The 26308-nt window shown below is 44.7% G+C and carries 19 protein-coding genes, 2 pseudogenes and 1 riboswitch; of the genes and pseudogenes, 11 read left to right on the top strand and 10 right to left on the bottom strand.

The window, feature by feature from the left end; genetic code table 11:
* Positions 1 to 1029 (top strand): annotated as a pseudogene (locus BN1067_RS08145) (collagen-like triple helix repeat-containing protein); the annotation flags it as partial.
* A gap of 43 nt (positions 1030 to 1072) precedes the next feature.
* Here the strand turns inward: BN1067_RS08145 and BN1067_RS08140 are convergent.
* Positions 1073 to 1474, bottom strand: a complete 402-nt coding sequence (locus BN1067_RS08140; protein WP_053218385.1) for a hypothetical protein — start codon at positions 1472 to 1474, stop codon at positions 1073 to 1075.
* 311 nt (positions 1475 to 1785) lie between these two features.
* Here BN1067_RS08140 and BN1067_RS08135 point away from each other — a divergent pair, with 311 nt between their 5' ends.
* The 3 genes from BN1067_RS08135 to BN1067_RS08125 all read left to right on the top strand — a co-directional run bounded on the left by BN1067_RS08135 (position 1786) and on the right by BN1067_RS08125 (position 9119).
* Positions 1786 to 3654: a glycoside hydrolase family 3 protein gene (locus BN1067_RS08135; RefSeq protein WP_199868489.1), complete on the top strand. Its 1869-nt coding sequence runs from the start codon at positions 1786 to 1788 to the stop codon at positions 3652 to 3654.
* Positions 3655 to 3877: 223 nt separating this feature from the next.
* Positions 3878 to 4429 carry a DJ-1/PfpI family protein gene (locus tag BN1067_RS08130; protein WP_053218383.1) on the top strand — a complete coding sequence of 184 codons (552 nt, stop codon included), beginning with the start codon at positions 3878 to 3880 and terminating at the stop codon, positions 4427 to 4429.
* A gap of 505 nt (positions 4430 to 4934) precedes the next feature.
* Complete coding sequence (locus BN1067_RS08125) at positions 4935 to 9119, top strand: glycoside hydrolase family 2 TIM barrel-domain containing protein (RefSeq protein ID WP_053218382.1); 4185 nt, start codon at positions 4935 to 4937, stop codon at positions 9117 to 9119.
* A gap of 49 nt (positions 9120 to 9168) precedes the next feature.
* Here the strand turns inward: BN1067_RS08125 and BN1067_RS08120 are convergent, their stop codons facing one another.
* From BN1067_RS08120 to BN1067_RS08110, 3 genes are all read right to left on the bottom strand, one after another.
* Entirely contained in the window at positions 9169 to 10779 is a 1611-nt protein-coding gene (locus BN1067_RS08120) for a catalase (RefSeq protein ID WP_053218381.1), read from the bottom strand.
* Positions 10780 to 10970: 191 nt separating this feature from the next.
* Positions 10971 to 12284 (bottom strand): nucleobase:cation symporter-2 family protein, encoded by a 1314-nt coding sequence (locus BN1067_RS08115; RefSeq protein ID WP_053218380.1) that lies wholly within the window; start codon positions 12282 to 12284, stop codon positions 10971 to 10973.
* Positions 12285 to 12302: 18 nt separating this feature from the next.
* Positions 12303 to 12899, bottom strand: coding sequence for a xanthine phosphoribosyltransferase (locus tag BN1067_RS08110; protein WP_053218379.1), 597 nt, complete (start codon positions 12897 to 12899; stop codon positions 12303 to 12305).
* 119 nt (positions 12900 to 13018) lie between these two features.
* Positions 13019 to 13120, bottom strand: a riboswitch (purine riboswitch).
* A gap of 226 nt (positions 13121 to 13346) precedes the next feature.
* On the opposite strand from BN1067_RS08110, the gene BN1067_RS08105 reads away from it, so the two are divergent.
* The 5 genes from BN1067_RS08105 (at position 13347) to lipA (ending at position 17204) form a co-directional block, all read left to right on the top strand.
* A complete protein-coding gene (locus tag BN1067_RS08105; protein ID WP_053218378.1) occupies positions 13347 to 14135 on the top strand; it encodes a hypothetical protein in 789 nt (262 codons plus the stop codon).
* Positions 14136 to 14138: 3 nt separating this feature from the next.
* Positions 14139 to 14522, top strand: a complete 384-nt coding sequence (locus BN1067_RS08100; RefSeq protein WP_053218377.1) for a GntR family transcriptional regulator — start codon at positions 14139 to 14141, stop codon at positions 14520 to 14522.
* Positions 14519 to 15211, top strand: coding sequence for an ATP-binding cassette domain-containing protein (locus tag BN1067_RS08095; RefSeq protein WP_053218376.1), 693 nt, complete (start codon positions 14519 to 14521; stop codon positions 15209 to 15211). Before BN1067_RS08100 ends, BN1067_RS08095 begins: the two co-directional genes overlap by 4 nt.
* Before the next feature lie 215 nt (positions 15212 to 15426).
* Positions 15427 to 16245 carry a lipoate--protein ligase family protein gene (locus tag BN1067_RS08090; RefSeq protein ID WP_053218375.1) on the top strand — a complete coding sequence of 273 codons (819 nt, stop codon included), beginning with the start codon at positions 15427 to 15429 and terminating at the stop codon, positions 16243 to 16245.
* Positions 16246 to 16259: 14 nt separating this feature from the next.
* Complete coding sequence (gene lipA, locus BN1067_RS08085; RefSeq protein ID WP_053218374.1) at positions 16260 to 17204, top strand: lipoyl synthase; 945 nt, start codon at positions 16260 to 16262, stop codon at positions 17202 to 17204.
* A gap of 84 nt (positions 17205 to 17288) precedes the next feature.
* Here lipA and BN1067_RS08080 read toward each other — a convergent pair whose 3' ends face one another.
* The 3 genes from BN1067_RS08080 to BN1067_RS08070 all read right to left on the bottom strand — a co-directional run bounded on the left by BN1067_RS08080 (position 17289) and on the right by BN1067_RS08070 (position 19070).
* The gene (locus tag BN1067_RS08080) at positions 17289 to 17684 is read right to left on the bottom strand and encodes a VOC family protein (protein ID WP_053218373.1); all 396 of its coding nucleotides are present in this window, start codon (positions 17682 to 17684) and stop codon (positions 17289 to 17291) included.
* Between the two features lie 268 nt (positions 17685 to 17952).
* Positions 17953 to 18516, bottom strand: a complete 564-nt coding sequence (locus BN1067_RS08075) for a cupin domain-containing protein (protein WP_053218372.1) — start codon at positions 18514 to 18516, stop codon at positions 17953 to 17955.
* A gap of 182 nt (positions 18517 to 18698) precedes the next feature.
* Entirely contained in the window at positions 18699 to 19070 is a 372-nt protein-coding gene (locus tag BN1067_RS08070) for a hypothetical protein (RefSeq protein WP_053218371.1), read from the bottom strand.
* A 326-nt stretch (positions 19071 to 19396) separates the two neighbouring features.
* Between BN1067_RS08070 and BN1067_RS08065 the strand changes: the two genes are divergently transcribed.
* Complete coding sequence (locus tag BN1067_RS08065) at positions 19397 to 20245, top strand: endonuclease/exonuclease/phosphatase family protein (RefSeq protein ID WP_053218370.1); 849 nt, start codon at positions 19397 to 19399, stop codon at positions 20243 to 20245.
* 11 nt (positions 20246 to 20256) lie between these two features.
* Positions 20257 to 22050 carry a glycoside hydrolase family 3 protein gene (locus BN1067_RS08060; protein WP_407701356.1) on the top strand — a complete coding sequence of 598 codons (1794 nt, stop codon included), beginning with the start codon at positions 20257 to 20259 and terminating at the stop codon, positions 22048 to 22050.
* Positions 22051 to 22197: 147 nt separating this feature from the next.
* On the opposite strand, the gene BN1067_RS08055 is transcribed toward BN1067_RS08060, so the two are convergent.
* The 3 genes and pseudogenes from BN1067_RS08055 to BN1067_RS08045 form a co-directional block, all read right to left on the bottom strand.
* The gene (locus tag BN1067_RS08055; protein WP_053218390.1) at positions 22198 to 23577 is read right to left on the bottom strand and encodes an SLC13 family permease; all 1380 of its coding nucleotides are present in this window, start codon (positions 23575 to 23577) and stop codon (positions 22198 to 22200) included.
* 81 nt (positions 23578 to 23658) lie between these two features.
* Positions 23659 to 25152 carry an FAD-dependent tricarballylate dehydrogenase TcuA gene (gene tcuA / locus BN1067_RS08050; RefSeq protein ID WP_053218368.1) on the bottom strand — a complete coding sequence of 498 codons (1494 nt, stop codon included), beginning with the start codon at positions 25150 to 25152 and terminating at the stop codon, positions 23659 to 23661.
* A gap of 28 nt (positions 25153 to 25180) precedes the next feature.
* Positions 25181 to 26155 (bottom strand): annotated as a pseudogene (locus BN1067_RS08045) (tripartite tricarboxylate transporter permease); the annotation flags it as partial.
* Positions 26156 to 26308 lie beyond the last annotated feature (153 nt).

The raw sequence follows: 26308 nt of genomic DNA, 5'->3' as shown, positions 1-26308 counted from the left end.
ACTGGGGCTGCTGGACCTACCGGTGCTGCTGGACCTACGGGGACTACCGGACCTGCTGGTGCTTCCGGACCTACGGGGACTACTGGACCTACCGGTGCTGCTGGACCTACCGGTGCTTCCGGACCTACGGGGACTACTGGACCTACCGGTGCTGCTGGACCTGCTGGGGCTACTGGACCGACGGGCGCTTCCGGACCGACGGGAGCACCGGGCGGCGCAACTGGTGCAACAGGTGCAACTGGATCCACTGGTCCAGCTGGACCGACTGGACCACAAGGACCTACCGGCGCTACTGGCGCACGAGGACCTACTGGGACAGTCGAGCCCAGTTCCTTTGAAGTGTACGTCCAAGCCGGCGCTATAGGAGGAAACGGCTCACATGCCAGTCCTTATGGAACGATACAACAAGGTATAGCAGCTGTTTCTCCGACAGGAACAGTCCACGTACTTGGAGGAACTTACCCAATTACTGCAAGCATTCCCGTTAATAAAAACGGAGTCACCATCCAAGGTTATCCGAACACCTTAATCGTATTGCAATCCGCTGTTATACTGTTCAACGTTGCAGGAAATGGAATAACGATAGACAGATTAACGATAACGAGCAATGCTCCTTATGCCGTTCCATTCATTCAAATTGCAGGCACCAATCATCAAATCAGTAACAATACCGTTTACGGACCTCCACAAACAGGACCTTCTACCGGCTGGATAACCAATCGCGGCTTTATTGCGAACGCCAATAATGTGACCAATCTTTTAGTAAAAGACAATATATTTCATACCATGCGCCAGCCTGCTTACCTCAACCCTGGAACTACCGGAAACATCATCAACAATGTAGTATATAATACAAGAGGATTTGTAGTTGACAGAGCTGTATTTATTTTCTCAGGAAACTCTTGGGGAAACCCGGAAAACGCCGTAGATATTGCCCTGTTAACAGGTACCCAGACCGGACCGCCATACGATCCTTTAACTGAACTATCCGAAAGCAACAGCAATGCCACAATCAGCGACCAACGTTAATTAAAGTTATGCAAGCCGCATGCAAAGATCCGGCTTGCATTTTTTATGGGGCAAAAGGAAAATAAAGCACAGCCAGCACAAACAAAAGAAGGTACCCGGCGATAATGTAAAACAGACTAAATACAATGTCTACCACGATGAGAATCCACTTCACAGCAGGCTTCTGATCCCATGCAAACCGGATTAAACGATAATTAATCAACAGTAACAGAAAAATTCCAAGGATAATGAATCCTGGGGCAACCCAATTCCCAACGGCTTCACTACTTACCCGGCTATAACCTTCAAAAAATCCAGACCTCCACTTCACAATTTGACTGCCAATGATAAAAGTTGCTCCAAGTGTGGCACCTATACCTCCCCACAATCGCTTCTCCAGTGTGGAAGCTTTGAACAGCATGCCCAATGTAATCAAGCTAAACACAATAACAATAAAGTAATCCATTCTTCTCCCCTCCCGGTATTCGATAGTCTACGTAGGAGCCCCTTCCATTTATGCTTCAGGTATGATAAAGAACTCTCTTCCCAGCAGAAACTATCCAGTTTGGATTGAGTATATTTCCCTATTATCTCTTTTGCACGTTTGTTTTTCAGCCTCCTTTCTATTAATTTCGGTAACATTCTCCTATTATCAATGCATCATTGAAAATTTTACCTATTATGCTATTGTTTTCTTGAAGCGCTTCCAGTATAAGGGAAGGAGGGTCGGCTGTCTACCTATTGAGGAATAAACCATATCGAACAGGAGGAATGAAGTTGGCTAGTAAAACAAAACTTCGCAAAAGACTAATGGCTGGCGTCATGCTTGTTACATTAGGACTTGGTACAACACTAGGGAACGCACCTTCTGATGTTTCAGCCCAGAAAACCCCTTCCTATCAAAACCCTGCCCTTGATGTAGAAGTTCGAGTAGCGGATTTACTCTCAAGAATGACACTCGATGAAAAAATCGGTCAAATGGTACAGCCAGAAAGATTCTCCGTTACGAGAGAAGACATTCAAAACTACGGAATCGGCTCTGTATTAAGCGGTGGAGGATCTGTTCCGGATGAAAATACACCGGAAGGCTGGGCGGATATGATTGATGACTTTCAACAAGGCGCCCTGCAGACACGTCTCGGTATCCCTATCATTTATGGGGTGGATGCCGTGCATGGACATAACAACGTGAAAGGCGCAACCATTTTCCCACATAATATAGGGCTAGGCGCAGCCAATGACCGGAATTTGATGAAACAAATCGGCGAGGTCACCGCCGAGGAAGTGCGGGCTACAGGAGTCAGCTATACCTTTGCTCCTACCCTGGCAGCACCGCAAAACATCCGCTGGGGCAGGACGTACGAAGGATATAGTGAAAAACCACAAATCGTGAGCAAACTTGGGACAGCTATTGTGGAAGGTCTGCAAGGCGACCACAAGGACGACGATTTTCTACAAGGGAAGCATATTGCCTCTACTATTAAACACTTTGTCGGAGACGGACTGACAGAGGGAGGAATTGACCAGGGGAACGTCACCGAGTACACAGATGAAGAGCTGAAAAAACATATCAAACCATACAAAGAAGCCATTAAGGAAGGCGCTAGATCGGTCATGGTCACTTACAGTTCAATCAATGGTTTGAAAACACATGGAGATTATCATCTAATTACCGAAGTACTCAAGGGCGAGTTGGGCTTTACCGGTTTTGTCATTTCCGACTATAATGGACCGCAGCAAATTGTTCCAGGGGATTTTCGCGAATCAATTAAACGCAGTATAAATGCCGGAGTTGATTTATTTATGATTCCCAACGATTGGCGTCGCTTCCTGTCGACCACAAAGGAGTTAGTCAACAACGGAGAGGTTGCTATCGATCGAATCGATGATGCGGTGACCAGGATCCTTCGTGTCAAATTCGAAAATGGATTATTCGAGCAGCCGTTTGCCGACAGGGAATTAGTAGCAGAAGGCATCGGGAATGCTGACCATCGCGCAGTAGCCCGTGAAGCCGTTCGTAAGTCACAGGTTCTCTTAAAGAATAACAACGGAATTCTGCCACTGGATAAGAACAACTCCGATTTAGTGGTAGTCGGGGAAAAGGCTGACAATATCGGCTACCAAAGCGGCGGCTGGACGATAAGCTGGCAAGGAGCCCCACAAAAAGATTTAACGGAAGGAACAACAATATTAGAAGGCATCAGGGAAGTTGCAGGCGCTGGCTCTCAAATAACATACAGTGAAGACGGTTCGAATGTTTCCAATCATGATGCTGCAATCGTTGTAGTCGGAGAAGAGCCTTATGCAGAAGGTCAAGGCGACCGCGAAGACTTGCACCTTAGCCAGGAGGATATCGATCTGCTAAACGAAGTAAAAGCTTCCGGCACCCCAATGATTGTTCTGTTACTGTCTGGACGTCCCATGCTTGTAACCGATGAAATTGCCGATTGGGATGCTTTTGTCGCCTCATGGCTGCCAGGTACGGAAGGGGCAGGTATTGCCGATGTCTTATTCGGTGATTATGCGTTTGAAGGAAAGCTGTCCTACACCTGGCCGAAAAATATGGAACAAGTAAATAACCATGATAAAACGGATCCACTCTTCCGATTAGGTTACGGATTAAAAACGAAGGTTGGAAACAGGTAGCAATCCCCTCCTCTTTAATGATGATGGTATCCCCCTGTATGGGCCAAATCCACGCAGGGGGTTCTGTTTGCAATCACTGATGTCATTTCTCTTCCTTAAAACGAGTTATCCCGTTCTATTTATAAGCATGAAGAATGCTTTGAAGAAATAGGATAAACAGGAAGGATTATCGTCCTATGGCTTGAATACATTAAAGTAGATAACGAAATCAGGAGGGATTTAGATGGCAAAGAAAATTTTGATTCTTGCCGGAGATGCTGTAGAGGCTTTGGAGATCTACTATCCGTATTTCCGCTGTTTGGAGGAAGGTTACGATACGACGATCGCAGCAGCAAGCCCAAAACCGTTACATACGGTCGTCCACGATTTCATCGGATGGGAAACTTATACCGAAAAGGAAGGCTATTTGATTGAAGCAACTGCAGCCTTCGCAGACATTGATCCTCAAAATTATGACGGTCTAATCATTCCTGGTGGCCGTGCACCCGAACACATTCGTTTGAATGAACATGTACCGAAAATCGTTAGTCATTTCTTTGAAGCAAACAAACCGATTGCAGCTGTCTGCCATGCCAGTCTTGTATTGACTACCGTTCGGGAGCATCTTCAAAACCGGAAGATGACAGCTTATATTGCCTGTAAACCAGAAGTAGAAGCAGCAGGCTCCACTTATATCGAAGAACCCCTGCACACAGACGGCAACCTGGTTTCAGGCCATGCCTGGCCTGATTTACCTGGACTGATGAAGGAATTTATCAGGCAAATAAACAGCTAAGCCTCAAGAAAAAAATCGGTCCTTTATAGGAAGTCCTTTTTCATCTAAAACGTTTGTTGTTGATTCCACGGATGCTTGTTGTAGGTTGCCTGCCGCGAGTACGACCACAGCTAACTTAGTCAAAAAGATCACCTAACCAAGTGAATCTTCGGCTCGCGCTGTTCCCGCAAGCTTCACCACCGATCGCTTATCGGGAATCAACAGAGTCAATCTAAAAAGAGCGATCTTCTTTTATCCACTAAAGAAAATCGCTCTTTTCTCTTGTGAAATGAAATGAATAGAGTGCACAAACCTATTAAAATTCTACCTATCCTAGTACTTCCGTTCTACTAACCTGTTATCTTCCTTGTGGAAAGATAGTAGTTTCACCCCATTGAGCACGTATTATCCCCATGATTTAATAGAATTAACTAACTATTCGAAAAACTAATTCTATACCTGCCCCCTTTTGTTTCTCTCTTTTTTTCGATTGTTAGTTAATTAATTTAATAAAGGAGGAATTTTTTTGCAGGTTCACAGACCGGTCAAGTATCTTCTTTTTTCTTTATTTCTTTTGATTATCTCTCTTCTCTTCTCCGTTCCCGTTTCAGCTGAAGAAGACAGCAGCAACTGGAATGGAACTCCCGAGCTATTTCAGGAAAACAGGCTTCCAAGCAGCACGGCAACAATTCCGCACAATAATGAAAAGGCTTCCATTAAAGGGGAAATCGATAAATCCCGCTTTTACAAATCTCTGAACGGCAAGTGGAAGTTTCATTGGTCCGAAAATCCAAATGAGCGGCCGAAAGATTTCTTTAAGGAAAATTATGAAGACAATGATTGGGATACCATCCCCGTACCGAGCAATTGGCAACTTCAAGGATATGGAGATATCATCTATCTTAACCAGGAACACCCTTGGCAAGGATATGGAAAAATCGCTCCTCCGGAAGTTCCCATCAAACATAATGAAGTGGGTTCTTACCGCCACCAGTTTCAAGTACCAGGCAACTGGAACAAAGGAGAAATCATCCTTTCCTTTCAAGGTGTAAAATCTGCCTTCAATGTTTGGGTGAATGGCAAAAAGGTTGGATATAGTGAAGATAGCTTTTCGCCTGCCGAATTTACTATTACCGACTATGTGAAAAAGGGTAATAACACACTTGCGGTGGAGGTATTCCGCTGGTCCGATGGTGCCTGGTTGGAAAATCAGGACATGGTGGATCTTAGTGGTATTTTCCGCGATGTTTACCTGTACGCTACCCCGCAAGTCCATATTGAAGATTACAAAGTGGAAACCGATTTAGACCAGCAATACGAGGACGCATTGTTGAGCATTGATGGAAACCTAACGGAGCAGGAATCCTTAGACAACAGCAATTACTCCATTGAAGCAAAGTTGTTTGACGAGGATAACAAACAGTTGGATTTACAGGATAATCTACTAGCGATCGATTCGAAGGGCTACTTCAAAAAGGATATTGAAGTAGAAAATCCTTTGAAATGGTCTGCTGAGCAGCCGAACCTATATACCCTAGTCCTCAATGTAAAGAATGAAAAAGGAAAATCCATAGAAACGGTAAGCTCAAAAGTAGGATTCCGGGAAATCGAAATCCAGGGCAAGCAAGTGAAAATAAACGGGAAGCCGATTACGATCAAGGGTGTAAATCGGCATGAGGTGGATCCCGACACTGGCTATGTAATGTCGGAAGAACGGATGCGTGAGGACATTGAAATAATGAAACGAAATAACATAAACGCAGTCCGAACCGCACATTATCCTTTCCATCCACGTTTTTATGAATTAGCCGATGAGTATGGACTGTATATATTAGATGAAGCCAACAACGAATCACACAATATGCGGCCCTTCCCCGGCAACAGCCCGGAATGGACTTCTGCCGTCCAGGATCGAATCGAAACAATGGTCGAACGGGACAAAAACCATCCTTCCGTCATTTTCTGGTCGATGGGAAATGAGGTAGGCTCTGGTGACATGTTCCGTGAAGCTTCCGAATGGATCAAAGCATATGATCCGACACGTCCCCTCCATTTCCAACAGGATAATAGCCTCGCAGATTTCGACAGCTTCATGTATCCTAGCCTATCGAATTTAGAAAACTATGGAAAAAGGAACGAGCGGCCATTAATTATGTGTGAATACGCACACGCCATGGGAAACAGTCTTGGCAATATCAAGGAGTATTGGGAGATTATCGACAAGTACGATAACCTTCAAGGCGGGTTTGTATGGGATTTTGTCGACCAATCGATCCGACTGCCGGTTGAAGGCGGTGTAGACGGATTACCGATAAAGGAAGATTACCAGGGAGAAACATATTTTTCTTATGGCGGAGATTGGGGAAATTATGCGAACGACGGCATTTTCCTGATGAATGGACTGCTTAATCCAGATAGGACCCCCCAACCCGAAATGTTTGCTTTAAAAGCTGCTTATCAAAATATCGATGTCCAAGCTATCGATTTGGCAGAAAATAAAATTAAAATAAAAAACGAAAACCTCTTCACCCCTCTAAGTGATTTTGACGGAACATGGCAGTTGAAAGAAGATGACCAGGTGATTCAGGAAGGCAGCATTCAGGAAGAGGTAGCAGGGAATTCCAGTAAAGAGATCGTCCTTCCACTGGAACAACCGGAAACACTGAAACCGGGAGCAGAATACTGGCTGGATGTCCGATTTACCCTTCCAAAAGGTACGGCCTGGGCTGAAAAAGGATATGAGGTTGCCAATGCCCAATTAAAACTTCCTTTTGAAGCGCCTGCTTCTCCTGAATTTTCTACAGAGAACATGCCAGACCTTCAAGTGGAAGATGGAGAAGCACAAATTGATATAATCGGTGAACAATTCGATTTGACTTTCAACAAATCAGAAGGAACGATTACTTCTTTTAAACAAAATGGACAGGAATTGATTCAATCAGGTCCGACTCCGAACTTCTGGCGGGCCCGCAACGACAACGATTTGATGAATGGAATGATGAGCAGGAATGAATCATGGCAGCATGCCGGAGAAAACATGGAAATTACCGACGTCGAGTTAAGACAAATCAGCGATAAGGTGGCCCACGTTCAAGTTACGGCATCTTTGCCAACAACAGGAGAGTCTTTCTACCGGGTAGGCTATTTCATTTATGGAAGTGGAGAAGTAGTGGTAAGAAGTACCGTCAAGCCAAGTACAGCCATGTCGGAAATACCGGCTGTAGGAATGGAACTGACGTTGCCAGGCCAATATGATAATCTTAAGTATTACGGTCGCGGACCTTTCGAAAATTATTGGGACCGGAAAGATGGAGCCAATATCGGCGTCTATGAAAGTACGGTGGACGAACAGTTCTTTAACTATCCACGCCCACAGGAGACCGGGAATAAAACCGACGTCCGCTGGCTAACCTTGACTGGAGAAGACGGTAATGGATTGCTTGTCGGCGGATTGCCGCAATTCGAATTCTCCGCTCTTCACTATACGAAGGATGATTTGGAACAAGCAGAGCATCCATATGAGCTGAACAAGCTGGATGATATCGTCTTAACGATTAACCACAAACAGATGGGGGTATGGAATAGTTGGTCTGGAACTGCCTTACCTGAATATATGCTTTATACAGACCAATCTTACTCTTATACCTATATGCTGCGGCCTTTCACCAAAGGTCAATCGGCAATGGAATTAAGCAAACGGCAAATCGACCTGGAATTGCTGGACGATATAAAAGTCAACGGTGAATCACTTGAGGGCTTCCACACCGATGTGACCAGCTATTCCTATACATTCTCGAGCGCGCTCGATCAATCCATTCCAACGGTAGACGTCCTACCTGCCAGGGAAGATGTGATCATCGAAGTGGAGGAAGCGGAAGAACTGACCGGTACGACCACCATCCATGCTAGTACAGTGGACGGATTCCTGGAGGAAACCTATACGATTGATTTTAACCCTGTTTCTGATTTATATATCAGTGACATGCAATGGGAATCGGCCGCAACAGGCTGGGGAACGATTCAAAAAGACCAATCGGTAGCAGGTCCTCCTATCACACTGCTTGGAGAGGATGGACCGGTCCTCTATGATAAAGGAATCGGCATCCATGCTAACTCGGAAATTGTCTATGACCTATCCAAGTGGGATTTTGATCGTTTTGAAACATATGCAGGTGTTGAACAGCATGCAGACAAGGATGGGAACCAATTTGTTTTTGAGGTTTGGCTCGATGGAGAGCTGGCTTATCAAACCGATCCAATGCGAAAAAGCACCCCTCAGGAATTTATCAGCGTAGACATCCAAAACAAACAACAACTGAAACTTGTCATGCGCACCATTGAGGGAGGCAGCAATGGTCATGGTCACGGCGCTTGGGCTGATGCCAAATTAATCGTACAGGATGACAGGGAAAATGTTTTAGAAAATGCGACGCTCTCAGTCGATCCTCTAATTGTTCAACCTGGTGGACTGGCGCACATGGAAGTAAATGCTTTCGCAGCCAACGGGGAAGCAATCAGCCTGGATAACAGTCAACTAGCATTTCATACAGACGCACCGGACATCGTCGACTTCGACACCCAATATGAGGATTTATTACTGTATGTGGCAAGCAATACGGGAGATATTCAACATTTCGAAGTATGGGCAACGGTCACTGTCGGAGATACACAAGTTGCCACCAATAAAGTAGAGATAAGCATACAACCATAACGCATACTTAAAACCGCCAGCCTGGATAAGCTGGCGGTTCTTTGTGCAATCAATATGGATCAGAAGGGATGCTTTCTTCCTTCGCTTGTTCGACACCATCTTCTGTCTGTGTTGCTCCGATAGGACCTCCATGAGTAGAATCCATATCTGCTCCGCCCATTGTATCTTTCTCCAATCCTTCTTTTACCCTGCGTCCATATTCTTCGTCACACTGGGAAAAGTGCTCAATCATTTTTTCCTGTATTTCTTTCCGGCAAGGTTTCAGGTTGGCAACAAGGTTTTTAATCAATTCGTCCCGTTCCCAATCCTTGAATTTACGATACGTTTCGCCGGCCTGTTTATACGGATTTTGCCTGTCGATTGCTTCCTTCTTAACCTCTCCGGAAACATGTGGGGTATGAGGCTTGCTGCTTGGATTGGCTTCCTCGAGATTATTCATCAAGGAAGGCTCATAGTTGACATGCGGGTTTTGATTTTCATCATTGTCCACATGATAAGACATCTGACCGCCCCGTTGATTGGTAGCCACATTTTTCTTCGGACGGTTGATCGGCAGCTGCAAATAGTTGGCGCCTACCCGATAGCGCTGGGTATCCGAATACGAAAAAGTACGTCCCTGGAGCATCTTATCATCTGAAAAGTCCATGCCATCAACAAGTACCCCTGTTCCAAAGGCTGCCTGTTCCACTTCATTGAAATAATCTTCCGGGTTGCGATCCAACACCATTTTACCGACAGGAATCCAAGGGAATTGATCCTTCGGCCAAATTTTCGTATCATCCAGCGGATCAAAATCGAGCTCGGGATGATCATCATCACTCATCACTTGTACATAAAGCTCCCATTCTGGATAATTCCCCTGTTCGATTGCTTCATACAAATCCTGTGTTGCATGGTTGAAATTTTTCTTTTGAATTTCATCCGCCTGTTCCTGAGTTAGATTACGGATTCCTTGTACCGGTTCAAAATGATACTTGACAAGCACCGCTTCCCCGTCTTCATTCACCCATTTATAGGTATTCACACCGGATCCTTGCATTTGCCGGTAATTGGCTGGAATACCCCATGGTGAAAATAAAAACGTCAACATATGCATTGCTTCAGGTGTTTGAGACATGAAGTCGAAAATTCGTTCACTGTCCTGGATATTGGTTACCGGATCTGGCTTCAGGGCATGGATGACATCCGGAAATTTGATGGCATCACGGATAAAGAACACTTTCAAATTGTTTCCTACCAAATCCCAGTTACCGTCTTCTGTGTAAAATTTAACCGCAAACCCGCGCGGGTCACGAAGTGTTTCCGGTGAGGTACCCCCATGGATAACCGTTGAAAAACGAACAAACACGGGTGTCCGTTTCCCTTTTTCCTGGAATAGCTTCGCCCTGGTATATTTGGAAATCGGCTCGTCTCCTGCAGACCCGTAGGCTTCAAAATAGCCATGGGCTCCTGCACCTCGCGCATGGACGACACGCTCCGGTATCCTTTCCCTGTCGAAATGGCTGATTTTCTCAATGAATTCATAGTTTTCAAGGGTTGCTGGTCCACGGTTGCCTACAGTCTTTGTGTTCTGGTTGTCTCTGACAGGATGTCCCTGTCTTGTCGTCAACGTTCCCTTTTCTTTGTTGCTATGTAGATTTTCTTTGGAGTTTTTTTCCATTCCTTGTCCCTCCTTTAGAAGTTCTTTACCCTATTCCCAAAGCAAGAAGTAAACAAACGGAGTTTTCCAAAAATAATAATGATTATTTATAAAAAGATATTACAGAAAAGCAGTCTGCATGGAAAATAAGTTCCAAACAGACTGCTTTTTATACCATTCTATCTTTTTAAATCTTCAGTGGCCAACCCTTATCAGGACGCTTGTTCTTCTCTGAACTGTGTTTGGATAGCTTTTTCAGAACGGGCCGGAATCACATGAAACAGGATATTTAACACGATAGCTGTCAGACTGCCGGCAACGATGCCGCTGTCCGTCAAAATCCGGATGCTCTCCGGAAGATTGGCGAATATTTCCGGAACAGCCGTCACACCTAGTCCCATTCCTACAGAGCAAGCGACTGTCAACAGATTGCCCTGGTTTTCGAAATCCACTTTACTAAGCATTTTAATCCCGTAGGCAATCACCATTCCGAACATTGCCAGCGATGCACCACCGAGCACAGAGGTCGGTATCAGCGTCGTGATAGCGGCTATTTTCGGCAGGAATCCCAATACAACCAAAATGGAGCCGGCCGCAAAGATTGCCTGTCTCGTTTTGACGCCTGTGAGCTGGACAAGACCGACGTTTTGGGAATAAGCGGTATACGGAAAAGCATTGAAGATGCCGCCCAGTACAATGGCAATCCCCTCTGCACGGTATCCTTTTTCTAAATCTTCTCCACTAACTTCTCGATCGGTTATATCGCCGAGCGCTAGATAAACGCCTGTAGATTCAATTAAACTGACAATCGCGACCAATATCATGGTCAGGATAGCGGATATATTGAAGGTCGGCGCTCCAAAGTAAAACGGATGAATCGAATGAAACCAGGAAGCTTCCCCCACTTCAGAAAAGTCGACCATCCCCATCAATGCTGCCGCAACCGTACCGGCAACCAAACCGATCAAAATCGAAATGGTTCGCAGGAATCCTTTGGCAAATTTATTCAATAGTAAAATAAACCCGAGAACCCCAAATGCCAACAACAAATTGACAGGGTTGCCGAAATCGGCGCTTCCTTCTCCTCCCGCCATGTCATTGAATGCGACCGGTATGAGGGTCAAACCGATAATCATTACAACGGAACCGGTGACAACCGGTGGAAAAAAACGAATCAATTTACTAAAGTACTTCGATACCAATACGACAAACAGACCGGACACAAGAATCGCTCCATAAATGGCCGAAATACCATGCTGACTTCCTATCGCGATCATCGGTCCCACAGCGGTAAACGTACATCCGAGCATGACGGGAAGTCCGATACCGAAAAATTTATTTTTCCATACTTGCAGCAAAGTGGCGATTCCGCAGGCAAGCAAATCGATCGAAATCAAATAGGTCAGCTGCTCGAATGTCAATTCCAAGGCTCCCCCGACAATCAATGGAACGACCACTGCGCCTGCGTACATTGCGAGTACATGCTGAAAACCAATGGATAATGTTTGCAGTTTCTTTTTGTTCATCGGTATTTTCCTCCTAGTCTATTGTTGATTAACCATTTCTTTCGATTCAGCAAACTGAACTTCTTTACCGGCAAGTGATTGAATGCGGGCGAGCGATTCTAAACGGTAACCGCGTTTCCGTATATCCTCCGCACCTGGTTGGAAGGACTTTTCAATCAAAATACCAATTCCGAGAACATTGGCTCCTGCCTGTTCGACCAACTTTGCCAAACCAATCGCAGCCTGCCCGTTGGCGAGAAAGTCATCAATGATCAGGACATTGTCTTCTGAGTCAAGATACTTCCTGGAAACCGTGATTTCATTTGTTTCCTGTTTCGTGAACGAATGGACCTCTGCAGTGTATAAATCATGAGTCAAGGTCAACGATTTTCGTTTTCTTGCAAAAATCACCGGTACTTCCAGCTCCAAACCAGTCATGATAGCCGGTGCAATTCCCGATGATTCGATGGTCAGTACTTTTGTGATTTCCTCCCCTTTAAATAGACTGGCAAACTCCTGTCCGATTTCTTTCATCAGCTTCGGATCCATTTGATGGTTGATAAAGGAATCTACCTTCAAGACATTCTCATTCAATATAATTCCTTCCGTCCTAATTTTGTCTTTTAATCGTTTCATTGCTATCCTCCGCCCCTCTCCATATACTAATACAATAAAAAAAGCAGCTTACTAGAGTAAGCTGCTTTCAGCATTCAAAACACCTAAACGTCCCGAACTTCCAGGACGTTAAACGTGAATTCAACTGGTTGCTTACTCGTAGTCGGATAATTTACGGTTATCCGGTAGAAACTTGCAGGCCATATTCCTGCTATTATACGAGTTTCGTCAGTACCTATATCATTTTCGATACATAGAATTATAACGAATTTTATCAGATATGCAACATTTTTTTCGTTTGTTCTATTACCGGAAGGGAGAATTTCCTACCCGCAGTAATGACCTGACTTTCCTTTCCCCTTTAAAATCGTTCCTCACCAATCGAATAGAAAATGCCTATTGACGTTCGCTTTGTATCGGTGTACTATTTAACTAATACAATAATACAATGAAACAGGAGGAATCTGTATGAATGCATTTACGAGTCTTGCGAAGAAAGAATTGCGGATGGGGATGCCTGTCTTTCTCGTCCCCGTGATTATTTTCATCATGGCAGTTGCTGTGGCAGCCTATTTTGGAGGAAGGTCTGGTGTTGCAGCTGAAGCAGTGGCTGCCGTGTCTATAGCCGCTGTCACGATGCAAATTTTTTATCTTATTTACTATATGAATTTCAGTTTGAAAGCCGAAAAGAAAAAACTTCATCTCTGGTTACACAACCCACTGCCAGGGTATTCAATGCTGCTGGCAAAGTTAAGTGCCGGATTGATTTCCATGTTGATCACGCTTTTCATTACCGGGGTAACCCTGATCATTTCTGCACAATCAGCGGGATTCATCACCCATTTGCAGAATGACTTCAATCTGACAAACATCGGCTTTTTCAGCGGTCTTCATGTCCTTCTGATTGCCATCGACTTTTCGATTTACTTTGTTTTTTTCTATATGATCTACCTGTTGTTTAACCGCAATTTTGGTGGGTTTATCAGTTTTTGCTTCACGTTTGTCCTCTTCGGGGTTTCCACTTATCTATGGGGAATGTTCACCGAAACTGCCATATACCGCAGCTTGATTTCCTGGGGCGAAATAGAGCTCAATGGGTTTGTGTTCAATCGCCAATTGGATGCAAACGGGATTGAATTTTTCACGGAATTTAACACGGTGCATGTGTTCCTTGGCTATTACATTTTTGAAACCATTATCGTCTTACTATTGTTTTTTGCCGCAAGCTGGATGCTTGATAGAAAAGTCGAGGTGTAAAAAATGACCGATACCTTCCAATCTTCTACACCAATTTATAGTCAGCTGGCAGAACGAATTAACAAACAAATTTTACGCGGCGATTTAAAACCTGGCGATAAACTACCATCGGTTCGGGAAATGGGGCTCCAAGTAAACGTTAACCCGAATACCGTACAACGGACATACCGCGAACTGGAAGGAATGATGATTGTGGAATCAAGAAGAGGCCAAGGGACTTTCGTAACCGAAGACTTGAATATCCTTCAAAAAATGAGAGAGCGATTGAAGCAGGAAGAGATTTCGCAATTTGTTTCGAATATGCACGAAATGGGCTACGCCAATGAAGAAATTGAAGCAGGTCTGCAAAACTATTTAGCCAATGACAAGGAGGAAGACGCGGAATGATCCAGCTGGAGAAGGTAAGCAAACGTTTTATGAATAAAAGTGCATTACAAGAGGTATCCCTTGAACTGACTAAAGGAAAAATAATCGGACTAGTTGGTGAAAACGGCAGTGGGAAGTCGACCACCTTGAAATTGATTGCCGGACTCGTCCACCCCACCAAGGGAACGGTTAGGGTGGATGGAATCCCGGTCAGTCGCCGGATCGCCAGCCAGGTATCTTATTTGTCTGAGCTTGATGAATATTACGGTTTCTACAATGTAGGCCAGACGATCGATTTTCACGCAGCACAATTTGCTGATTTTAACAAAGAAAAAGCAGAAGAAATCCGCTCTTTCATGAAGTTGGACCCTGACGCTAAATTGAAACAACTTTCCAAAGGAAACCGCGGCCGTCTGAAAATTGTTCTGACTCTTGCACGGGAAGTGCCGGTCATTTTGATGGATGAACCACTTTCCGGATTAGACCCGATGGTACGCGACTCCATAGTCAAAGGATTGATTTCGTTTATCGATTTAGAGCGACAAGTCGTACTAATTACAACCCATGAAATCAAAGAAATCGAAACCATTCTCGATGAAGTCGTTGCGATTCGCGATGGCAGCATTATTGGACACCATAACGTAGAACAGCTGCGCATGGAGGAAAATCAAGGCATTGTAGAGTGGATGACTTCCAAATACAACCGTTAAATAGTCCAATTCCAGTAGGAGTTTCCGAACATGACCGGAAGCTCCTTTTCCTCATTCATTCCCTGTTTATTCCATTTATCCGTGACCTATACCCTTCGACTATAATCCGATTAGGTTTATAGACCTAATCTTCCTAATAAAAACATTTTTTTGACAACTGTGGCTTGCTTGTTAAAATTGAATTGTGTATTGAATAAACTGCAAAGAAGGGGAGCATTTTGAAAGAAACATGGTATTACGTCGATTCAGGCTACTGCACGCCATCTTTCAACATGGCAATGGACGAAGCGCTGCTGAATTGGCACAGTCAAGGAAAGATACCGCCAGTGCTCCGTTTTTACGGGTGGCAGCCTGCCGGGATTTCAGTTGGGTATTTTCAAAGGGTAAAAGGAAAAATCGACGTGGAAAGTGCACGAAAACACGGCATCGATCTCGTTCGCAGACAGACTGGCGGAAGAGCGGTACTGCACGATCAGGAACTTACATACAGCGTCCTTGTTTCCGAGGACCATGAAGTCATGCCGCCTTCTGTGAAAGAAGCTTATTTAGTCATTTCCCGTGGATTGTTGGAGGGCTTTAAGCTGCTTGATATTGATGCGGAATTCGCTGTCCCGGAAGGGAAACTGCAAACAAATGATTCAGCAGTTTGCTTTGAGGAACCCTCCTGGTACGAACTGATAGTCGCTGGCAAAAAAGCAGCCGGAAGTGCACAGACACGGAAAAAAGGCGTGATATTACAGCATGGATCGATACCGTTAGACGTGGATAAAGTGAAGCTTTTCGATTTATTCGTATATCCAAATGAACGTGTAAAAGAGCGTGCACGACGATCGTTTGGTGACAAAGCCATTGCAATCAACGAAGTAGTCGAGTACCCTGTCAGTTTTAATGAAGCAAAACAAGCTTTTAAAGCAGGATTTGAACGCGGCTTGGATATCCAGCTTGAACCATTTGAACTTTCGGATGAACAGCTGGCCGAAGTCCACGCTTTGGAATCCAAGTATAAAAGCGAAGAATGGAATTTTTCCAGATAAAGGAGTGTCTAAAAATGCCGAAACAATACGAACATATCCGGAAACCAGAATGGCTCAAAGTAAAGATCAATACGAACAAGTCCTATAATCGACTCAAACGGTTGATGAGGGAAAAGAATCTTCATACGGTATGTGAGGAAGCAAAGTGTCCAAACATTCACGAATGTTGGAGTGAACGGGCAACTGCTACCTTTATGATTCTAGGGGACACCTGTACACGAGGCTGCCGCTTCTGTGCGGTTAAAACCGGACTGCCTAACGAATTGGATTGGGGAGAACCAGAGCGTGTCGCCGAATCGGTGGAAATCATGGGTCTGAAACACGCAGTAGTAACTGCAGTAGCCCGGGATGATTTAAATGACGGGGGTGCTGCCGTGTTCGCTGAAACAGTCCGGGCGATCAGAAAAAGGGTTCCTGGCTGCACAATCGAGGTCCTTCCTTCTGACATGAAAGGAGATTATGAAAGCCTGCACACTTTGATGGACAGTGAACCTGATATTTTCAATCACAATATCGAAACAGTCCGCCGGCTCACGAAACGCGTCAGAGCCATTGCTATGTATGACCGTTCCTTACAGCTGTTAGAACGCGTCAAAGAAATAGCACCTAACACACCGACAAAGTCCAGCATAATGGTCGGTCTAGGCGAGACCAAAGAAGAAATCATCGAGGCAATGGACGACCTGCTCGCCCACAAAGTCGATATTATGACAATCGGCCAATACCTTCAGCCGACAAAGAAGCATTTGAACGTCGAACGATATTACCACCCAGATGAATTTGAAGAATTGAAGAAAATTGCGTTAGAAAAAGGATTCAAACATTGCGAGGCAGGTCCGATGGTACGCTCCTCCTATCACGCCGACGAGCAAGTCAATGAAACATCAGCACAGCGCCGGATCAAATACATGAAAGGCTTTGAGTCGCAGGGAGAAAAGCTTGATAATGTGAATTTTTAAGATTGTGTCAAAGTTAATAGAACCGCTCACCGCTGATGCTCTGAGCGGTTCTGGCGGTAATTAAAACAACTAGATGCTGCAGGACTAGCCGTTGCAAATCATGATGACATGGCCATCAGGATCACTTATGGTAAAAAAAGAAAAGTCTTCAAATTCTTCGATAATGTCCGATTCTACTTTGTAACCTAACTCCTGGATGTATTGATATGATTCTTGTATATCCTCTGTATGAAAATTAAATAGTGGATAAGGTGATGGTGCAATTTTTTTCGTTTCTCCTTCAGGACCGGCATCCAGGGTCAAACCGGTGTATTGATCCATTTGAAGATTGTGGACAGGTTTTGATACCTGTGTCAAATCAACTTCTTGATGAAGCAATTGACTGTACCATGTAACGGACCTCTCTAAATCATTTACATGAACAAAAATCGTATTGATTCGGTTTTTAATCGGATTACTCTTCCTAGCTTTTTCAGCCATTTTCCCCCTCCTCTTTTAACACTTTTTCAATAACAGTTGAACTATCTCCTTCCCCTTTTTTATTTTAATGTGTACATTTTTCGTCCCACGATCATTTGTTTCCACATAAAGAGCGATTTTTCTTCTAGATGGAAGATGTATGAAAGAGTAATGCTTACAGCTGGGACGATTGCCTTTCCAAATATCAGTTGCCGTTCTTACCAATACTAAAGGCGATCAGTTAGTTGATCGCCTTGTTGAATCCCTTATTGACCTTACTTCGAATACCTTAGCCTTCTTCGGCAATCGCCTCTGCTTTTGTCCGATGCACAGTGCCAAATGGATGATTAGGCGGAGCATATATCGAATAAAGCTTTAACGGGATATTGCCGGTGTTCGTCACGTTATGCCATGTTCCCGCCGGAACCATGATGGCGGAATCATCCGAGACATTTCGAACGAAATTTAAATCTTCCTTCCGTTTCCCCATTTGCACAATCCCCTGCCCTTGTTCTATACGCAGGAATTGATCGACATTAGGATGCATTTCCAGTCCGATGTCTTCACCGACCTTCAGACTCATTAACGTGACCTGCAGATGTTTACCTGTCCACAAAGCCGTGCGATAAGTGTTGTTGAGCTTTGATGCTTCATTAATGTTTACCACAAACGGCTGCCGCCCATAGTCTTTCAACGTAATGTTTCCATCATTACTTGATGCACGAACAGGGTAAAAGTTGTTTACCTGTTCCATCCCGCCCGGATTTGACCAGCAGCCATATTCTCTTCCATAGCTATACATAGGTCCATGTGCATAATAGTAGTACGGATTTAAATAAGGATTATAGTACATGTATCTCCATCCCTTCCCCTTTATAAAACTATCCTATGCATTTGATTACAAAAGGTACGTGGAGGTTAGGATGCAGTTCATTTCCTTTATCAACAGTTTGAGCTGCATGGCAAGATGCTAGTCTTATTAGAGCAAATTATTGGTAAGCACCCCAGACTCTTACTACTCCTGCTAGCTGAACTTTATTCATTGCTAAACACCTGCACAGCGATGCTCTTTCCCTGTTGATCATTAATTTGAATACTAAAAGACGAAAAGTCATGCTGTTGATTCAGTGCCGAAATGTCATCAATTATCTCGTCTGCTGCTGTCATAGCATTTGCTAGATTGGTCCTATCTATCGTTGTTTCAATCGTAAACTGATTTGATCCGTCCTTCGTTACCTTCACCACATCCTTATGACTGCTTAGCAACTCATCTATTGCTTCAGTCGTCTCCGAGTATGCATTGTTGGCTGAATCTGCAATGGACTCATTGGGAAGACCTTTCATAGCTACAATAACAACCAAAATACAACCGATAAACAGAACTCCTGTCAATCTCTTATTATGCAATATGGACTCCCCCTATTATGACTCATGGTATGTCCACTTATATAAAAAGATTCCATCCATTGAATCCTCTCTCTAACTCTCTCTAAAAACAGGTAAATAGTCTCATGTCCTTCTGTATTATTATCAGAATATTGGTTCTATTTTGGTATAGACAACTATAAAGGAAGCGGTTACGCTAAGTATGTATGGAATATTTACCAGGAAAGGAGGCCGAATTCTAACACATTATCTCTATTTGTTTTTTCCATCCTAGAACTGCTTTCCACGAGATCGGCTTAGCTAGATTTGCATGCTATTAAGCTATCAATACGTTTGGAGGCGGTTGAATGAAAAAGTATGTGTTTTTCTTGCTGGCAAGCCTTGTTTTCCTCTTGATTTCCACCACCAGTGTTGTTGCAGCCAATTCAAGTGACGATGCCAGACAAGTCCCTGTTCGTGTAATGACGTATAACATCCATACCGGTATCGGTAGTGACGGCAGCTATGACCTGGATCGATTAGCCCAAACAATCGAAGATTCAGGGGCCGATGTGATCGGTCTTCAGGAAGTTGATGTACACTGGGCAGCCCGTAGCAATTTTGACGACCAGTTGTCTGAACTCGCCGAAAAATTGGGCATGGAATCCTTTTTCGCCCCTATTTACGACCAAGACCCCCTCACCGAAGATGAACCCAGACGGCAATTCGGCGTCGCCGTTCTAAGTAAATATCCAATAACTTCCACTATCAACCAGGAGATAACCAGATTGTCCACACAAGACGCCAATCCGGAACCTGCCTTGGCACCAGGATTTGCAGACGTTCGTATTAATGCACAAGGAGCACGCTTTTCTTTCTATGTTACCCATTTGGATTATCGTGCTGATCCATTTGTCAGGGAAATGCAAGTGGATGATATGCTGCGAATCATACCGGAAACTGGAACCTCCATCCTGGCCGGGGATATGAATGCCGGAGCGGATGCCCCGGAATTACTGCCTTTGCTGGAGAGATTTCAGGATGCATGGAATCGTTCGGATGATGGTTACACCTATCCTGCTGTTTCTCCGCAAAAACGAATTGATTATATCCTTACTTCGCCTAATGTGAAAGTACTGCATACGGAAGTGATGCAAACCGAGGCTTCCGATCATTTACCTGTGGTCAGTGATTTGCTTTTGACTAGAGGAAACTAACCAAATAAGGAGTGGACAAATTGCAAAAACGACGATTGATTGCTGCTTTGTCACTGATACTTACGTTGCTGTTGACATTGCCTGTCACAGGCTTCGCTAACGGTTGGGACGACCCTTCCAAACCAGGGTGGGGAAATGGCGATAAAGCCCAACACGGCTGGATCGTCAGCAAAATGAAACATATGACCCTGGAAGAAAAAATCGGCCAGCTATTTATCATTCACATGTATGGACAAACGCCGACCGATCCTGATTATGAGCAAACGAATCTCAATAATAATCGCGGGGCAAAGAATTTTAAAGAAGCCATCGAAAAATACCATGTTGGCGGTGTGATTTATTTTAACTGGTCCGATAATATCGGCACACCGGCTCATTTGGAACAGGTAAACGCCTTGTCCAACGGCCTGCAGGACATTGCGATGGATCAACGGATGCCGATTCCGTTGTTTATTTCGACCGACCAGGAAGGGGGAATTGTACAACGGTTGACCTCACCAGGCACCGTCTTTCCTGGTAATATGGCGTTAGGAGCTACTCGTTCCGCCGACTTGGCTGCTGATTCTGCCTCCATCATCGGCACAGAATTAAAAAGCCTTGGCATCAATATGAACTTCGCTCCGGTATTTGATGTCAACGTCAATCCAGCCAATCCGGTAATCGGTGTCAGATCTTTTGCCGAAAACCCGGACCTTGTTTCCGAATTAGGGGTCGCACAATCACAAGCCTATGAAGCGGAAAACGTCATTCCAAGCGCTAAGCACTTTCCTGGTCATGGCGATACGGATGTAGATTCCCATTATGGACTGCCAATCATCAACCACGATTTGGAAACTTTGCGGGAAGTAGACTTGAAACCGTTCCAGGCAGGTATTGATGCTGGCATCGACGCCATCATGACAGCCCATATCGTCGTCCCCGCACTGGATGATTCCGGCTTGCCTGCCACATTATCCAAGCCTATATTGACAGATCTTTTACGGGAACAAATGGGATTTGACGGCCTGATTATTACAGACAGTCTTGGTATGTCCGGCGCTAACGTTTTAGAACCGGAAGAAGTACCTGTCGAGGCGTTCAAAGCAGGAAACGATATCCTGTTAAACCCGCCTGATGTAGAGCTTGCCTACAATGCCATGCTGGAAGCCGTAGAAAGCGGTGAAATCAGTGAAGAACGTGTGGATGAATCCGTTTATCGTATTTTGAAAGCGAAAATGGAAAAAGGGTTATTCGAAGATCCGACCACAGACGAAGGTGCCATTGCCAATATCGGTACTGAGGCTAACTTAGCCAAAGCAGATGAAATCGCTGATAAAAGCATCACGCTAGTAAAAAATGAACAGGATTTACTGCCGCTTGCCAAGGATCAAAGCGTCTTTATTACAGGTCCATCGACTGCAGAACCCGAGTATTTGGCAGAACAGCTGCGTGCAAAAGGATATGACGTATCGGCATACGCTACCAGCACAAGTCCGAGCCAATCCCAAATCGCGGCGGCAAGCGAACAGGCAGCGACAGCTGACACCGTCATTGCCACAACCTATACAGCGAACACCAATGCAGCACAACAACGTTTAGTAGAAGCGTTGCTAGACACCGAAAAAACAGTGATTGCTGCGGCTATCCGGAACCCATATGACTTGATGGCTTTTCCTGAGGTGGATGGTTACTTAGCCACTTACGGCAACAGGGATGTTTCCGTAGAAGCTCTTGCTCGAGTGATCAGCGGAGAAGTAAATCCGCAGGGAAAACTGCCGGTCACCATTCCGGAGTTGTATGATTACGGTCACTATTTAAGTTATTAAAATTGTTTCGGGGACCGCCCATTATCAGCGGTCCCTGTTTGTTTGGTGAAGTACCGGGAATCATCGCTTTTTCGGATTTTTTCCTCTGTAAAACCCAGGTTAAAATACCGGGCTTCTCCGCCCCTCTCCTCCGCTCCTAAATCCTTGTCAGTGACTTACAACGTAGGGCCAATAAAGCAATACCGCTCCTAAAATAGTCAACACCCACAGACTAAAGGACGGCAGTCCGATTCTCAAAAGCTCTCTCTCCGAAAAGTAACCAAACGAGAAGCTGATTAAATGAACCGGAGACTGGGTAATCAGAAAAAAACCCGGGATTCCCACCAGAAACACCACCATGGCAGTTACAAACGGTGAATAGCCTCCAAGTGTCTCCCCAATCTCTATAGCCAACGGAATCATGATCGTTAAGAAACCTAAGATATTTACAAAAATAACTCGTAATAACGCGGTACACAGTATCAGCAGCAAGAGAACAAAAAATGGAGATTGAAAGGTAATCATGGAAATAAAGAAATCAGCGATCGAAGCAATCGTTCCCGTTTTGATCAACATGCCGGAAACCATTAACGTACTGGCAAAAAACAGCATCATATCCCAATCAACTGAATTCTTAGCTTGATTCCATTTCCAGACACCGATCCACGGCATGACTGTAAGAACTGCTCCCAATAATCCCACTAGCGGAATCGAGAATCCATGCAAGGATTGAGTTATCCATAACAGCAAGGTGAGTCCCATGACAAGCATTACTTTCTTTTCGGCTAAGCTTAACGGCCCCAATTCCTCAAGGCCATCTTCAATCAGTCCCATCATCTTTTTTCGATCGACTTTTTCCGGGGGGAATTTCACAATAAACAGCAGCCATAACAACGTCGTAAACAATAGAACAGGTGGAACGAAATACACAATCCAGCTTATGTAATTCAAATCAGGATGAATCGATGTAAACAATTCAAACGTATAAATGGTAGAGCTAGCTCCTGTTGCTACCAATGCGCCGGAAATAGCTGCAAGGTAACTGATACCGATGAACAACGCCTTTCCGAGGTTCTCAATCGTATTGATTTTTCTCAGGTTTTTTAACAACCGATCCAGTACAGAGGCGACCAGGTTTCCCTTCCCGACATTCGATGGGATAAGAATTGCTAACACAAACATCAACAAGAAGGAAATCAACAGCAGAGCACGTCCTGATCCCCCCGACACTTTCAAGACAGAGAAAGAAATCCGGCTGGCAAGCCCAGTCTCGATAAAAGCGTGGGAAATGATGAAAGTAGCAAATAACAGCCAGACCACCTCAGAACTGAAGTAAGCAAGCGTCTCCTGATAAGTAAAGAAATGAAACGACAGTAGTAACATAAACAACAAGGAACTGTGTGCTAACGGAAATATCCTGCCAATCCACAACATTTGAATGATGATTAAAGCTGCAATGGCCTTTGTCTTGATATCCCAGTCGATGACTGGAAGGAAAAACATCAAATAGAGAATCAAGGATAAAAGTAACAGAATTTTTTTGTTCATACCATCCGCCCCTAACCAAACGTACATTTGATTGCCAAAAACAAAAGCCACCGAGATGGTGGCTTTCCTGCATGAATAAGTCTAACGAACCGTCCCTGCAGCTTGAATGTAGCGCGCCGCTGTATTTCCGGATAGTTTGCCGAACACCGCTCCGGACATCAGTCCTGAACCGCCGGGATAATTGCCATAAAAGATACCGCCAACCATTTCGCCAGCAGCGAACAAACCTGGAATCGGCTGTTCGTTTTCATCCAGTACTTCAGCATTTGGGCTTACCTTTAGTCCGCCAAATGAAAAAGTGATGCCACAGGTTACCGGAAAGGCATAGAACGGGCCTTTTTCGATCGGCAAAGCCCAGTTTGACTTCGGCGGGGTGATCCCTTTAGTTCCTTTCTTATCCTTAATGGTCGGATTGTAGCTCCCTTCCATCACGGCACCGTTATATTCCTCGATTGTTTGTAAAAACTGCTGCTTGTTCACCGGAAGCTGATCAGCCAATTGTTCCAGTGTATCAGCCTTATAATAAGTAGCTTCCTCCAGATTGTATTCCTTACGCAGCATCGGTCTTACTTGCTGGTCGTAAATCTGATAGGCGGCATGACCCGGCTGTTTGAGTATTTCCTTTCCGTACTTGGCATACGTATAATTACGGAAATCCGCCCCCTCATCAACAAACCGATAACCTTCCTGATTCACCATAACACTTAAAGGGTAAGAATGTTTTTTAAAAATGTCCCCAGGCTTGGAAAAATCCCCTACTCTCGGAGCCTGGTAATCAGTACCGATGGCATGGCATCCGGACCATTCTCCAAACGGCTGTGCTCCAGCAGCCAGTGCCATCGTCAATCCATCCCCAGTGTTATACTCCGTTCCGCGAACAATGGCTGCTTCCCATTCCTCCCCGATATATTTTTTACGCATTTCTTTATTCGCTTCAAAGCTACCGCAAGCCAGTACGACCGCTGCCGTATGTACCTCTGTCGTTTTTTCTGTCGTTTCAACAGTGACAGCAGAAATGCGCTGATCCTCCTTCTTCAATTCGATGGCACGGGCTTCATAGAAAATATCGATTCCTATCTCTTCTGCCCGGGCGAATAAAGCAGCCATAAGCCCCATCCCGATATTTTTCGTTTTGACAGGCAGGCCACCCCAAAATTGGTATTTTCCATCTTTTTCGAATGATTGGTTACTGTAATTCAGTTCAAATTCGACTCCTTGTTCCTTCATCCACCGTATCGTCTGATAGGAGCGGTTTACCAGCTGTTCAGCCAATTCAGGACTGCTTTTACCGCCGGTGACCCTCATTAAGTCCTGATAATAATCCTCTGGTCCATATGTCGGCATGACAATTTTTTCAGCTTTTTCATCGGGTAATTCTGGTATAAGTTTTCGAATGTCCTCTAAATCATTGTAAGCAAAGCGGATCGCTCCGTCTGTAAAATACGAATTACCGCCGCGTTTATGTTTAGGTGCGCGCTCCAGCACCAGCACCTCTGCTCCTGACTCCCTTGCAGAGATCGCCGCACAAAGAGCGGCATTTCCAGCACCGACGACCACTACATCATAACTTTTCATCTCGCTCCTCCTTTGTCATTACGAATGTTTAGGATGATTTATACATCTGATCCTCGTGCTTGTTTTGAGCTTTTCTTTTCATCCAATGGACAACCAGCGGATACAGCAGTGAAAGCAAAGTCAAGACTATCAACGCTATGCTGACACCGGAAGAAAAAAAGATGCCGAAGCTTCCATTAGAGGATGTAAGAGCCATCCGGAAATTTTGCTCCATGTCGGATCCTACAATCAACGCCAGCACCAACGGAGCAATCGGAAAATCAAGCACTTTCATAAACAACCCGATTACGCCGAATAAAAGCAAAAAGTAAAAATCAAACGTGGCATAGCTCAATGTGTACGTTCCAATAAAGGCAAGCACCACAATCACCGGATAAAGTACTTTTGGCGGTGTGTCTAAAACTTTAACAAGCGCACCAACCAATAAAATATTTATGATGACAAGGGCAATGTTTCCGATAAACATACTATTGATTAATGCCCAAGCCGTTTCAGGCTGCTGTTCAAATAAAAGAGGACCTGGTCTCAATCCTAGCATGATCAATGCCCCGAGCATGACTGCAGTCGTGCCCGACCCCGGTATGCCCATTGTCAACAGGGGGATCATGGCACCTACCGAAGCAGAGTTATTCGCTGATTCAGGAGCTGCAAGTCCTTCCACTGCTCCTTTTCCAAACTGAGAAGACCTTTTCGAAAGCTGTCTTTCCGTGGTATAGCTGATCATCGAGGCAATCGAACCGCCAGCACCAGGCAGAACACCGATGATGAAGCCCAGCGGACCACTCCGTAAAATCGGCCATTTCGAACGCCGCCATTGTTCTTTTGAAAACCAAACCTTGCCTACCTTTTTCTTTTCCTTCCGCTGCTCATCAATCGATAGTAGATTGTAGAGCACTTCGCCGATAGCATAGACACCGATAATCACGATGAGAAAGTCGATTCCTTCACTTAAATGCGAAGAACCGAAAGTAAATCGGTATATGCCCGTCTGGGTATCGATTCCCNTCTGATAGGAGCGGTTTACCAGCTGTTCAGCCAATTCAGGACTGCTTTTACCGCCGGTGACCCTCATTAAGTCCTGATAATAATCCTCTGGTCCATATGTCGGCATGACAATTTTTTCAGCTTTTTCATCGGGTAATTCTGGTATAAGTTT

Origin of the sequence: Virgibacillus senegalensis (genome assembly GCF_000821245.2) — a bacterium.
Lineage (GTDB): Bacteria > Bacillota > Bacilli > Bacillales > Amphibacillaceae > Sediminibacillus > Sediminibacillus senegalensis.
This window is presented reverse-complemented; position numbering and strand designations above follow the sequence as displayed.